Origin of the sequence: Pectobacterium parvum, assembly GCF_020971565.1 — a bacterium.
GTDB classification, from domain to species: Bacteria; Pseudomonadota; Gammaproteobacteria; order Enterobacterales; family Enterobacteriaceae; genus Pectobacterium; species Pectobacterium polare.
Genome location: NZ_CP087392.1, coordinates 780,728 through 793,958, shown reverse-complemented (window position 1 = coordinate 793,958; position 13,231 = coordinate 780,728). Strand labels below are relative to the sequence as shown.

At 51.7% G+C, this 13,231-nt stretch carries 13 protein-coding genes; 7 read left to right on the top strand and 6 right to left on the bottom strand.

The window, feature by feature from the left end:
• Nucleotides 1-34: 34 nt before the first annotated feature.
• The gene (gene mscM / locus LOZ86_RS03595) at nt 35-3,358 is read left to right on the top strand and encodes a miniconductance mechanosensitive channel MscM (protein WP_039487218.1); all 3,324 of its coding nucleotides are present in this window, start codon (nt 35-37) and stop codon (nt 3,356-3,358) included.
• Nucleotides 3,359-3,409: 51 nt separating this feature from the next.
• Here mscM and epmA read toward each other — a convergent pair whose 3' ends face one another.
• Nucleotides 3,410-4,387, bottom strand: coding sequence for an elongation factor P--(R)-beta-lysine ligase (gene epmA / locus LOZ86_RS03590; RefSeq protein WP_039487220.1), 978 nt, complete (start codon nt 4,385-4,387; stop codon nt 3,410-3,412).
• 477 nt (nt 4,388-4,864) lie between these two features.
• On the opposite strand from epmA, the gene frdA reads away from it, so the two are divergent.
• From frdA to blc, 5 genes are all read left to right on the top strand, one after another.
• The gene (frdA, locus tag LOZ86_RS03585) at nt 4,865-6,661 is read left to right on the top strand and encodes a fumarate reductase (quinol) flavoprotein subunit (RefSeq protein ID WP_039487223.1); all 1,797 of its coding nucleotides are present in this window, start codon (nt 4,865-4,867) and stop codon (nt 6,659-6,661) included.
• Entirely contained in the window at nt 6,654-7,391 is a 738-nt protein-coding gene (locus LOZ86_RS03580) for a succinate dehydrogenase/fumarate reductase iron-sulfur subunit (RefSeq protein ID WP_039487225.1), read from the top strand. Before frdA ends, LOZ86_RS03580 begins: the two co-directional genes overlap by 8 nt.
• A gap of 13 nt (nt 7,392-7,404) precedes the next feature.
• On the top strand, nt 7,405-7,800 hold the full coding sequence (frdC, locus tag LOZ86_RS03575) for a fumarate reductase subunit FrdC (protein WP_039487256.1): 396 nt from the start codon (nt 7,405-7,407) through the stop codon (nt 7,798-7,800).
• Nucleotides 7,801-7,814: 14 nt separating this feature from the next.
• Nucleotides 7,815-8,171 carry a fumarate reductase subunit FrdD gene (gene frdD / locus LOZ86_RS03570; protein ID WP_039487228.1) on the top strand — a complete coding sequence of 119 codons (357 nt, stop codon included), beginning with the start codon at nt 7,815-7,817 and terminating at the stop codon, nt 8,169-8,171.
• Between the two features lie 125 nt (nt 8,172-8,296).
• Entirely contained in the window at nt 8,297-8,881 is a 585-nt protein-coding gene (gene blc, locus LOZ86_RS03565) for an outer membrane lipoprotein Blc (protein ID WP_039487231.1), read from the top strand.
• Between the two features lie 235 nt (nt 8,882-9,116).
• Here the strand turns inward: blc and LOZ86_RS03560 are convergent, their stop codons facing one another.
• From LOZ86_RS03560 to efp, 4 genes are all read right to left on the bottom strand, one after another.
• Nucleotides 9,117-9,470, bottom strand: coding sequence for a DMT family protein (locus LOZ86_RS03560; RefSeq protein WP_005972979.1), 354 nt, complete (start codon nt 9,468-9,470; stop codon nt 9,117-9,119).
• 313 nt (nt 9,471-9,783) lie between these two features.
• Nucleotides 9,784-9,915, bottom strand: coding sequence for an entericidin A/B family lipoprotein (locus tag LOZ86_RS03555; RefSeq protein ID WP_014701586.1), 132 nt, complete (start codon nt 9,913-9,915; stop codon nt 9,784-9,786).
• A gap of 513 nt (nt 9,916-10,428) precedes the next feature.
• Nucleotides 10,429-10,953: a hypothetical protein gene (locus LOZ86_RS03550; RefSeq protein WP_052012104.1), complete on the bottom strand. Its 525-nt coding sequence runs from the start codon at nt 10,951-10,953 to the stop codon at nt 10,429-10,431.
• A 211-nt stretch (nt 10,954-11,164) separates the two neighbouring features.
• Nucleotides 11,165-11,731, bottom strand: coding sequence for an elongation factor P (gene efp / locus LOZ86_RS03545; protein ID WP_039279757.1), 567 nt, complete (start codon nt 11,729-11,731; stop codon nt 11,165-11,167).
• Between the two features lie 41 nt (nt 11,732-11,772).
• On the opposite strand from efp, the gene epmB reads away from it, so the two are divergent.
• Entirely contained in the window at nt 11,773-12,825 is a 1,053-nt protein-coding gene (gene epmB, locus LOZ86_RS03540) for an EF-P beta-lysylation protein EpmB (protein WP_039487233.1), read from the top strand.
• Nucleotides 12,826-12,885: 60 nt separating this feature from the next.
• Here epmB and LOZ86_RS03535 read toward each other — a convergent pair whose 3' ends face one another.
• Nucleotides 12,886-13,230 carry a DUF4156 domain-containing protein gene (locus LOZ86_RS03535; protein ID WP_039487234.1) on the bottom strand — a complete coding sequence of 115 codons (345 nt, stop codon included), beginning with the start codon at nt 13,228-13,230 and terminating at the stop codon, nt 12,886-12,888.
• Nucleotide 13,231 lies beyond the last annotated feature (1 nt).

The following is a 13,231-nucleotide window of genomic DNA, read 5'->3' as shown; positions in this document are numbered from 1 at the left end:
TGTAAGAGTGTTGTTTGTAATAAAGGTAACTAACGTGCGTCTGATTCTGACTTTTCTTTTGGGATGTTTATTATCAACGGCTACGTTGGCTGCCACTGCGCCCAATGAGGCGCAGTTACGCCAGCAGCTACAACAGGCGGAAGCCAACAAAGGTGCAGCCGATCAGGCGAAAGTCGTTGAAGAATATCAGGCTGCCCTGAACACCCTGCAGGACCGCAAAGAGTCACTGGAGCGCGCCACACAGTATCAGCGCGTCATTGATGATTTCCCTAAGCTGGTTCAAGAGCTGCGTCGCCAGCTTAATGCCGAAGACGGCAAATCGTCGTCTATTTCAGAAAGTCTCTCCAGCAACGATCTCGAACAGCAGTTACTGCAAACCAGCAGCCAGCTGTTGGAACAGGCCCGCCAGCTCCAGCAGGAACAGGATCGTCTGCGTGAAATCAGCGACTCACTGAGCCAGCTTCCGCAGCAGCAAACTGAAGCCAGCCGCATGCAAAACGATGCGGAACGCCGTATTCAGTCTCTCGGTACCCCTGCTACCCCGCAGGGGCAAGCGCAGCTCGTCGCGCTTCAGGCCGAATCTGCCCTGCGCAAAAGCCGGGTGGACGAACTGGAGCTGGCACAGCTGTCAGCCAGCAATCGTCAGGAGCTGTCCCGGCTACGTGTCGAACTGTATAAAAAGCGCTACGACAGGCTGGATCTGCTGCAACAGGATTTACGCAGCAGACTCAACAACCTGCGCCAGCGCGAAGCCGAACAGGCATTAGAGCGCACAGAGCTGCTCGCCGAACAAAGTGGCGATTTACCTAGTGTCATCAGCAAACAGCTACAGGTTAACCGCGAGCTCTCCGTCGCGCTGAACCAGCAAGCACAGCGGATGGACCTCATTGCTTCTCAGCAGCGTCAGGCTGCCACGCACACCATTCAGGTTCGTCAGGCGCTGAGCACCATTCGCGAACAGGCACAGTGGCTCGGTGTTTCACCGATATTGGGTGAAACCTTACGGGCACAGATCGCCCGCCTGCCGGAAATGCCCAAGCCTCAGTTGCTGGATAGCGATATGGCACAGCTGCGCGTACAGCGCCTGCACTTTGAAGATCTGATCAACAAACCGCAGGATCCTGATAGCGCCAAACAGGATAACGGCGATCCGCTGACCAGCGAACAGCAGCGTATTCTGGCCGACCAGATGCGAACTCAGCGCGACCTGCTGACCTCACTGATCTCCGGCTGTGATTCGCAAATACTGGAGTTAACCAAACTCAAAGTCGCCAATAACCAGCTGTCGGATGCACTAACCGAAACACGGGAAGCGGCTCATCGTGACCTGTTCTGGGTTGCGGATGTCGAGCCCGTGACGTTCGCTTATCCGCTCAAACTGGTACAGGATCTGACGCGCCTGCTGTCATTAGATACGCTGACGCAGCTGGGTAGCGCGCAGGTGATGATGGTGACCAGTCAGGAAACCGTGCTGCCGCTGCTGGGCGCACTGCTGCTGGTTGGCTTTAGTATCAGCTCTCGTCGTCACTATCATGCGTTTATGGAGCGTGCCAGCAGCCGTGTCGGCAAGGTCACACTCGATCACTTTATGCTGACGCTGCGTACCGTGTTCTGGTCCATCCTTACCGCCTTGCCGCTGCCAGTGCTCTGGGCCGCGCTGGGATACGGGCTACAAAACGCCTGGCCTTATCCGATTGCCGTCGCTATCGGCGACAGCGTGACCGCTACCGTGCCGTTGATGTGGCTGGTGATGATCAGCGCCTCATTCTCGCATCCGCAGGGGCTGTTCATTGTCCACTTCCGCTGGTCGCCAGAGCACGTAGCCAGAGCGATGCGCTACTATCGCCTCTCCATTGCCTTTATCGTGCCGCTGATTATGGCGCTGATTACGTTCGATAAACTCAACGATCGCGAGTTTTCCAGCACGCTGGGGCGGCTCTGCTTCATCCTGCTCTGTATGGCGTTGAGTTTGGTCACCGCTGGGCTAAAACGCGCGGGTATCCCGCTGCATCTTGATAAAGAAGGCTCAGGGGAAAACTCCGTTAACCGTGCGATGTGGAACATCCTGATCGCCATGCCGCTCGTTGCCGCGCTGGCCTCCTGCATCGGCTATCTGGCGACCGCACAGGCGCTGCTGGCACGTCTGGAAACCTCCGTCTCTATCTGGTTCTTCCTGCTGGTGGTTTACCACATTATTCGCCGTTGGATGCTGATTCAGCGTCGCCGCATCGCCTTCGATCGCGCCAAACAGCGACGTTCTGAAATTCTGGCGCAGCGTGCTAAAGGTGAAGAAGACACGACGTCTGCGTCGTCCCATGAAAGTAGTTCGGAAGCGGTGGAAGAACCCGTCGTCGATCTGGACGCCATCAGCGCCAAATCCTTGCAGCTGGTGCGCTCCATTCTGACGCTGATTGCGCTGGTTTCCGTTATCGCGCTGTGGTCGGAAATTCATTCTGCCTTCGCATTCCTGGAAAATATCAGCCTGTGGGATGTCTCCAGCACGGTCAAAGGCGTGGAAAGCGTGCAGGCGATTACGCTGGGATCGGTACTGATCGCGATTCTGATCTTCATTATTACCGCGCAGCTGGTACGTAACCTCCCCGCCCTGCTGGAGCTGGCGATCCTACAGCATCTGGATCTGTCGCCGGGTAGCGGCTACGCCATTACCACCATCAGCAAATATATTCTGATGCTGATTGGCTGTCTGATGGGCTTCTCGTTGATCGGGATCGAATGGTCGAAACTGCAATGGCTGGTTGCCGCACTGGGTGTAGGGCTCGGGTTCGGCTTGCAGGAGATCTTCGCCAACTTTATCTCCGGCCTGATCATCCTGTTTGAGAAACCGATCCGCATCGGCGATACGGTCACGATCCGCGATCTCACGGGTAGCGTTATGCGTATTAATACCCGCGCCACCACCATTTCCGACTGGGATCGCAAAGAGATCATCGTGCCGAACAAGGCATTTATCACCGAGCAGTTTATCAACTGGTCGCTGTCAGATTCGGTCACGCGTGTGGTGATGACGGTGCCAGCTCCGGCAAATGCGAACAGTCAGGAAGTCACGGAGCTGCTGATGGACGCAGTGAAGCGTTGTTCACTGATTCTGGACATGCCAGAGCCCGAAGCTTTCCTAGTTGACCTGCAACAGGGGATTCAGATTTTCGAGCTGCGCGTGTTCGCCGCCGAAATGGGGCACCGTATGCCGCTGCGCCACGAACTGCATCAGCTGATTCTGGAAAACTACCGCAAACATAATCTGGAGCTTCCTTTCCCACCGTTCCAGGTGAAAATGGACAATCTGTCGCGCAGTGGAAAAACACTGACGCCACGGCAGCGGACGCCGGGCAGCTTATAAGAAGGGAAAACGGGCGGCGGCCAGATATGGCCCCGCCCTACTTCAAATGGATTACGCACGATCGACGGAGAACGCGATCACATCACTCAGCCTCTCGGCATTTAGCGCCAGCATGATCAAACGATCCACACCTAACGCCACACCGGCACACTCCGGCAGACCGTGTTTCAGCGCCGCCAGCAGGTTTTCATCAATCGGCTGCTGTGGCAGACCACGCGCGGCACGCTTGCGGTTATCCTGCTCGAAGCGCTGACGTTGCTCATCGGCATCGGTCAATTCACGGAAGCCGTTAGCCAGCTCTATCCCCTTGAAATAGACTTCAAAACGCTCGGCAACGCGATGGTCTTCCGAACTGATCTCGGCCAGCGAGGCCTGTGTTGCCGGGAAATGGTAGACAAACGCCGGTTTGTCACGCCCGATATGCGGCTCAACGCCAAAGGTGAACAGCATCTGCACCAGCGAATCGCGATCGTCTTCACGGCAGGCGATATCGCCCAGCCCGAGTTTTTCTGCTGCTTCGCGCAGCTGCGCTTTATCAACAGACAGAGGGTCAATCTCCAGATGGCGTAAAAACGCCTGCTGATAGGAGAGCATTTCCGCACTTTCACAATCCAGTACCTGCTGTAACAGGTCATCGACCTCATTCATCAAGCGGTACATATCATAGTGAGGGCGATACCATTCCAGCATCGTGAATTCTGGGTTGTGGTGTCGGCCTGATTCTTCATTACGGAAACTACGGCATAGCTGAAAGATCGGCCCGCTGCCGGCAGCCAGCAGACGCTTCATGTGGTATTCTGGGCTGGTCATCAAATACAGCGTCATGCCATCCGCAGCACCGGGACCCACGAAGCGGGTCTGGAACGGGTATAAGAAAATATCCGTTACCGTAGCCTGGCTCATCGCGGGCGTTTCGACCTCCAGTACACCACGATCGGTGAAGAAACGTCGAACAGCAGCAATGATCGACGCTCGTTTCAACAAATTAGCGACAGAAGCACTAGGTTGCCAACTTGTCATCTCGCTCATGGTTCTTACTCCAAAGTCAAACAGGGGGTGCAGTCTACCCGCATCAGCCCAAATTTCCAGCGGAAAAAGGCCAGACGAGTTTCTCAGCAAAGCTGAATCTCCCCCTTCAGGAAAAGGCGTTCAGGATAGCAGCCGTCAATTACACTCAGTGAATCGTTTTCTTATATCTTTCTCAAAAATATTATTATTGAAAGCATGGGCGCACTATTTCTTCATACACAATCCTTTCGATCACATTTTTACTCTTGAATACGAGACTCGCTGAAAAAACCACAAAATGCGGGATCACATCAAATTAATCTACCTACAATTCGGTATAATCATTCCCACACAAAAATTATAGGTTTATCTATTCTTTATACCTCTATCACATAATTTTCAGCATGTTTGATATTAAGCTCGGATATTAAAGACAGAAACGGATAGATATTATTTTTTTATTTTAACTTAATTAACTTAAGTAACTGGAGGAATGCATTGCAAACCTTTAACGCCGATTTGGCCATTATCGGGGCCGGAGGGGCTGGCCTACGAGCGGCAATTGCTGCCGCAGAGGCCAACCCTCAACTGAAAATTGCGCTGATCTCAAAAGTCTACCCAATGCGTAGCCATACCGTGGCGGCAGAAGGTGGGTCAGCAGCAGTGACTCAGGAACACGATAGTTTCGATTATCACTTCAACGACACCGTGTCTGGCGGAGACTGGCTGTGTGAACAAGACGTTGTTGAGCACTTCGTCAAGCGCTGCCCGGAAGAGATGATTCAATTAGAACAGTGGGGCTGCCCCTGGAGCCGTAAACCGGATGGTTCTGTCAACGTTCGCCGCTTTGGCGGGATGAAGATCGAACGCACCTGGTTTGCCGCCGATAAGACCGGCTTCCACATGCTGCATACCCTGTTCCAAACTTCCCTTAAATATCCGCAAATCCAACGCTTCGACGAACACTTTGTCCTCGACGTTCTGGTCGATGACGGCCAGGCGCGCGGCCTTGTTGCCATCAATATGATGGAAGGTTCGCTGATTCAGATCCGTGCTAACGCCGTGGTGCTGGCGACAGGCGGCGCAGGTCGCGTGTACCGTTACAACACCAACGGCGGCATCGTCACAGGCGACGGCATGGGCATGGCGTTCCGCCACGGTGTTCCACTGCGTGATATGGAATTCGTTCAATATCACCCGACCGGCTTGCCCGGCTCCGGTATCCTGATGACCGAAGGCTGTCGCGGAGAAGGCGGTATCATGGTCAACAAAGATGGCTACCGCTATTTGCAAGACTATGGCATGGGCCCGGAAACGCCGCTTGGCGAGCCGAAAAACAAATACATGGAGCTGGGGCCGCGCGATAAAGTCTCGCAGGCATTCTGGCACGAATGGCGCGCAGGCCGCACTGTCTCAACCCCATTGGGCGATGTGGTTTACCTCGATCTGCGCCACCTCGGCGAGAAGAAACTTAAGGAACGTCTGCCGTTTATCTGCGAACTGGCAAAAGCCTATGTTGGCGTCGATCCGGTGAAAGAGCCAATTCCTATCCGTCCTACTGCTCACTACACGATGGGCGGCATTGAAACCGATCAGAACTGCGAAACCCGCATCAAGGGTCTGTTCGCCGTCGGCGAATGTTCCTCGGTTGGTCTGCACGGCGCGAACCGTCTCGGTTCCAACTCGCTGGCCGAACTGGTGGTCTTCGGTCGTGTTGCAGGTGAACACGCCGTACAGCGCGCACAGGCGGCGGCACCGGCCAACGGCACGGCGCTGGATGCACAAACGCGCGACATCGAACAACGCCTGCATGATCTGATGAATCAGGAAGGCACCGAAAGCTGGGCGAAAATCCGCGACGAAATGGGCATGTCGATGGAAGAAGGCTGCGGTATTTACCGCACCACCGATCTGATGCAGAAAACCGTCGATAAGATGGCTGAGCTGAAAGAACGCTTCAAACGCGTGAAAATCACTGACCGCTCCAGCGTGTTCAACACCGACCTGCTGTACACCGTTGAGCTGGGCCATAGCCTGGATGTTGCGGAATGTATGGCGCACTCGGCAATCAACCGTAAAGAATCCCGCGGCGCACACCAGCGTCTGGATGACGGTTGCACCGAACGTGATGACGTTAACTTCCTGAAGCATACGCTAGCATTCTATAACCCAGAAGGCGCACCTCGCCTGGAGTATAGCGATGTGAAGATTACCAAACTTCCACCGGCTAAACGCGTATACGGTGCAGAAGGTGATGCACAGGAAGGCAGCAAGAAGGAGCAGGCGAATGGCTGAGATGATCAAAACCCTGAAAATGGAAGTCATGCGCTATAACCCTGAACGGGACAATGAACCGTATTTTGAAGCGTTCGATGTTCCGTACAACACGCAGACGTCCCTGCTGGATGCGCTGGGTTACATCAAAGATAACCTGGCACCGGACCTCTCCTACCGCTGGTCCTGCCGTATGGCAATCTGTGGTTCCTGCGGCATGATGGTGAATAACGTCCCTAAACTGGCCTGTAAAACCTTTCTGCGTGAATACACGAACGGTCTGAAGGTCGAAGCGCTGGGCAACTTCCCTATCGAGCGCGATTTAGTGGTCGATATGACCCACTTTATCGAGAGTCTGGAAGCCATCAAGCCGTATATCATCGGCAACGATCGTAAACCTGCTGATGGCCCGAACAAGCAGACTCCGGCGCAAATGGCGAAGTATCACCAGTTCTCCGGCTGTATTAACTGTGGCCTGTGCTATGCGGCATGCCCGCAGTTCGGCCTGAACCCTGAGTTCATCGGCCCAGCGGCAATTACGCTGGCACACCGTTATAACCTGGACAACCGCGATCACGGCAAGAAAGAGCGTATGGCGCAGTTGAACGGAAATAACGGTGTCTGGACCTGTACGTTTGTGGGCTACTGCTCAGAAGTGTGTCCGAAGCACGTCGATCCTGCCGCTGCCATCCAGCAAGGCAAAGTCGAAAGCGCGAAAGACTTCATGATCGCCATGCTGAAACCACAATAAGGGAGGGACAATGATGACATCTAAACGTAAAGCGTATGTTCGTGGTATGTCGCCGACCTGGTGGAAAAAGCTGGGGTTCTACCGCTTTTATATGGTGCGTGAAGGGACTGCCGTCCCTGCAGTCTGGTTCAGCATCGTACTGATGTTCGGCGTTTTCGCGCTGAAAAACGGGCCAGAAGGCTGGGCAGGCTTCGTCAGCTTCCTGCAAAACCCACTGGTGCTGCTGATCAATATCGTTGCTCTGCTTGCTGCCGCGCTGCATACCAAAACTTGGTTTGAACTGGCACCGAAGGCCAGCATCATCGTAATTAAAGATGAGAAAATGGGTCCAGAGCCGATCATTAAAGGGCTGTGGGCTGTCACCGTGGTGGTAACCGTAGCCGTTCTGGCGATCGCCTTACTATTCTGAACAGGAGAAATAATGTGATTAACCCAACGCCAAAACGTTCTGACGAACCGCCTTTCTGGGGTCTCTTCGGCGCCGGTGGGATGTGGAGCGCGTTCTTCGCCCCAGTGATCATTTTGTTGGTCGGTGTGATGCTGCCTCTGGGCTTGTTCCCAGACGCGTTAACCTATGAGCGCATCGCCGCGTTCAGCCAGAGCTTTATCGGCCGTGTCTTTTTACTTCTGATGATTGTACTGCCGCTCTGGTGTGGCCTGCACCGTATCCACCACGCGATGCATGACCTGAAAATCCACGTCCCTGCCGGGAAATGGGTGTTCTACGGTCTGGCAACCATCCTGAGTGTGGTTACCGTCATCGGCGTTGTCACTCTGTAGAGACAACGTTGTAGATGTGAATCTGTACTTAACGGCCTGTACGCTATTGCAGGCCGTATTATTTCCCCGCCTGACCACATCCATCGTCTACACTGGAACAAAGATGAAAACGATGAGATGTCAATATGATGCCTTTTAGCACTACTCGCTTTAACACCACGTTATTCAAAAGCCTTCTCTTCAAAATCAGACGACGTGGGAAAGCGTGCGTTGCCGCGCTGATAGCACTTTTTTCCGTCGCCTGTAGTGTGACGACGCCCGATAACGTCACCGTCGTGGAAAATTTTGACGTCAATCGTTACCTCGGCACATGGTATGAGATCGCCCGTCTCGACCACCGCTTTGAACGCAATATGGAACGTGTGACGGCAACCTACAGCCCGCGGGATGACGGCGGAATCAAGGTGATCAATCGTGGCTTTAACGTCGAAAAACAAGAATGGAAAGAGAGCATTGGGAAAGCGTATTTCACGGGTTCGCCTCATCGGGGCGCACTAAAAGTGTCGTTCTTCGGACCGTTCTATGGCGGTTACAACATTATTGAACTGGACGACAACTACCGCTACGCCCTGATTTGTGGGCCGAACCGCAACTACTTGTGGATTCTCTCACGCACGCCAACGTTAGATGCTGCGACACGCGACAAACTGGTCGCCACAGCCAAACGCTACGGCTTCCCGACAGAAGCACTTATCTGGGTCAATCAGTAATCTGAGCATGTTGACCACAACACAGAAATGAAACGGCTATACCCTAAATAATTCGAGCTGCGTGACAAAACGTTATCGTTTTGAACAACGCAAAGCGTTGACCCGCTAGGGCGAGGCCCATTTATGGCCTTGTAACGCGGCAACCGAGCGAATCCCCAGGAGCTTACTCAGGTAAGTGACTGGGGTGAGTAAGGGCGGCCAACGCACAAGCAGCTTGAAGTATGACGGGTATGCGTTATCCCATAATCTTATCGCGAAACATAAAGAAAACCGCGCCTAGCAGACACAGCCCCGCCCAAATATAATCGGTGCGGAACGGTTCTTTTAAAATGAACATGGAGAAAGGGATAAATACGGAAAGGCTGATCACTTCCTGCAATATTTTCAATTGACCGGCAGAGGCGACCTGATAACCAATCCGATTTGCTGGCACCTGCAAGAGATATTCAAATAATGCGATACCCCAACTGATCAACGCAGCAATTATCCAGGTTCGGCCACTGAAATAGCGCAAATGCCCGTACCAAGCGAACGTCATAAATATATTACTCAACGTCAGCATGCCGACAGTAATGAAAAGAGGCGACATTGTTACTTCTCCGAGTGATCCACTTTCACATTATCTCGCAGTGGGGAAGAAAACACCATAAACGGCATTTTCTTCCACTCGGAAAAGTTATTACGACTTATTTCCTAAAACACACCCTAAATAATTCGAGTTGCATGCAGGCGGCAACGTAGCGACAAATCGGTTAGAGACCGATTTGAACAGCGCTAGCGCTGGCCCGAAGGGTGGACCTCATTTATGAGGTCCATTAATCCCCAGGAGCTTACATCAGTAAGTGACTGGGGTGAGCGAGGAAAGCCAACGCACATGCAGCGTGAAGTATGACGGGTATGGGCTATTGGGCGCTGCGCTGAATAGCCTTCCCACCCGCTTCAACATCTTGCCCGACGCCTCGGGTGGTATTGCACCCAACCACCGCAGAGAGAATAACCAGAGAGAAAATGGTAACAAACGCTTTCTTCAACATACTCGGTTCCTTCTTTATGAGAGTAGGATTTCAACGGTACAAAAGGACTGCTTTTTAAGCGTAGCCAATTTTGATATTTATGGAAATTTTTCGGATGAAGTCTCTAATACTCAGAAGAGCAATATTCGCGTTAAGTAATACCCTTTTTCTCTCTGATATGCCTTTCGATGGCCTTAAGCAAATGTGGCAGGAAACGATAAACATGCCCCACCATTTTATGAAATCTGTCGTCCAATAGCTTAATTATTGTGAAAATTTTTTCACAATATGCCATCGATAACGCACTATCGACCAAAAACTGGAACTATCGATATATCTCTACAGTTCACTCTTTTCCCCTAGCTTATAAAATTTCGGGGGGCGTAAAAATTATATGTTATTGCCACGTGAATGAGGCCAATCTACTTATAATACCCCCCCTGCATGATTGAAAAACGCATAACAACACGTCTAGAATTTCACCATAGTTTACTACACTCATCATACTTCAAGTTGCATGTGAGCTGGCTATGCTCAGTCACGCGAATTACTTAATTTGGCAAGACGCTGCTCCCATAAAAAACCGAAATGTTTTCTCAGAGCTAGATCGTTTGGATATTCTACCAAATCAGATGCTGCTCTGAGCCCCGTAGCATAGTTAGTAGAATCAACGTCGGTTTTCGCATTAAGAAAAGAACGGATATACTCCTCACCCCGTTTGTTTATTGCACGATCAAAATTTACATCCTTGACGTTACCATCTCGAGGGTTTTTATCACATATCTCATCAGCTTTTTCTTTTACTTTTCTATCTACATAAAATCGATTTTTACCTAAATCTGAATTAGATATTGCGCTTACTGCCATGCCAATAGACCAGAGTCGAGTATTTGAGTTCTTTTGTTCATTAATATTTGCCAAACCTGCCAAATTAGAGTTTTTTTCTATTTCTTTGACTAGAGATTTTTCTTTAAGGACAATGCAAAAATCAGCGTCAATGTTCTTTACATTAATCGTAGAACCAGTGATTTTATTTTTTAAGGTTTTCTCTCTAAACACGCATTGTTATCTAACTTGACGTGAGTTAAAGGGGAGGATAGTTGACAGTTAATTTTTCCAATCATTCTTAACCATAAGAAAAGATGGACGTTCATTACCTTAACTCGTTTTTTAAAACAATTTTCTGTTCTATTTAACGCTATATTTCGATGGGGAATAAGGGAAAAGAAGGGCGCACCGATACATATAAAGGCGCCCTTCTTTATACTCATTACTTAACGCGTGAAACGTACTCACCAGAACGGGTGTCAACTTTGACAACTTCGCCGATCTGCACGAACAATGGCACTTTAACGACTGCGCCAGTGCTCAGCGTTGCTGGCTTACCACCCGTACCGGCAGTATCGCCTTTCAGGCCTGGATCGGTATCGGTGATTTCAGCTTCGATGAAATTCGGTGGCTGAACGGTGATTGGGCTACCGTTCCACAGAGTGACGATACATTCTGCGTTGTCTTGCAGCCATTTTGCCGCATCACCAACGGTCTTCTCTTCAACCTGATGCTGTTCAAACGTCTCAGGGTGCATGAAGTGGTAGAACTCACCGTCGTTGTACAGGTAGTTCATGTTGGTATCAACGACGTCTGCGCCTTCTGCAGAATCGGTAGACTTGAAGGTTTTTTCAACGCGAGAGCCCGTCAACAGGCGACGCATTTTTACGCGAGCAAAAGCCTGGCCTTTACCCGGCTTAACAAACTCACTGGATTCGACGGCATACGGTTCGCCTTCGAATATGATTTTAAGACCGGAACGGAAATCGTTGCTAGAATAAGTCGCCATAAAGGCCCTCTATAATTTTAATACTGGTACGAAGCCAAAAAATGGCACACATTGTAACCCTAAATATACCTTCCAGAGAAGATTGGTTGCAGCAACTTGCAGAGGTAATTACCGATCCTGATGAATTACTGCAACTTTTGTCACTGAACGATCACGCTAAACTTCGGCAAGGCAGTGATGCGCGCAGGCTTTTTGCGCTGCGTGTGCCGCGCGCATTCGCTGCACGGATGCAAAAAGGCAATCCTGACGATCCGTTGCTGCTACAGGTATTGACCGCGCGTGAGGAGTTTATCGCCACCCCAGGCTTCACTCATGACCCGCTTGATGAGCAACACAGCGTCGTGCCGGGGCTACTGCACAAATATCACAACCGCGCCCTGCTGCTGGTTAAAGGCGGCTGTGCGGTAAACTGCCGCTACTGCTTCCGCCGCCATTTTCCCTATCAGGATAATCAGGGCAACAAGGCGAATTGGCGTCAGGCGCTGGATTATATCCGCCAGCATCCAGAACTGGATGAAATTATTTTTTCCGGTGGCGACCCGCTGATGGCCAAAGACCACGAGCTGGACTGGCTGATCACCAAACTGGAACACATCCCACATTTGAAACGTCTGCGCATTCACAGCCGCTTGCCTGTGGTGATCCCTGCACGTATTACCGACGCGCTATGCGATCGCCTGTCACGCAGTTCGCTTCAGGTGCTGCTGGTGACGCATATTAACCACCCGCAGGAAATTGATCCTGATTTAACACAAAGTATGGCACGCTTGCGCCGTGCGGGCGTGACGCTGCTCAACCAAAGCGTGCTGCTACGCGGGGTGAATGACAACGCAGAGACACTCGCGCGGCTCAGTAATGCGCTCTTTGACGCAGGAATTCTGCCTTATTACCTACACGTACTGGATAAGGTTCAGGGTGCCGCGCATTTTCTGGTCGATGACAACGAAGCGCGCATCTTGGTTAAAGCGCTGCTGAAGAAGGTATCCGGCTATCTGGTGCCGCGTCTGGCACGGGAAATCGGTGGAGAAGCCAGCAAAACACCGCTGGATTTAGGGATGAAGCAGAATCAGGATGACGCTGGGATAGTCGGTTGAGCAATACGTTAGGAAAAGCGGTGAGAGCAACATGTCACTCTCACCGGGTTTTTCTTTAGCTTAAGGACATTTGTAGACGCTGCCGTTCATCTTGCTGTCTAGCGGCGCAAAGCTTGACCAGAAGGTTTCACTCGAACTGGTTGTGCCATAGATGGTATTACCCCCCATCGCCGCCGCTTTATTGCGCAGATCGTTTGCCGCACTGCGCATAGAACTGCCGTCGCTATGGTTTCCTGCCAGCCAGTTAGACTGGCTACCACTGGCTTGCCCTAACAGCTGACATTCGCTTCCTGGTTTGGTATCCGTGAACGCCACGGCTTGTCCAGCAGCGCTGAGTTGACTGGTGCTGCTGCACCCCGCCAGCAAAACGGCTGCTGATAGCCCCAACAAAATACGAACCTGCATG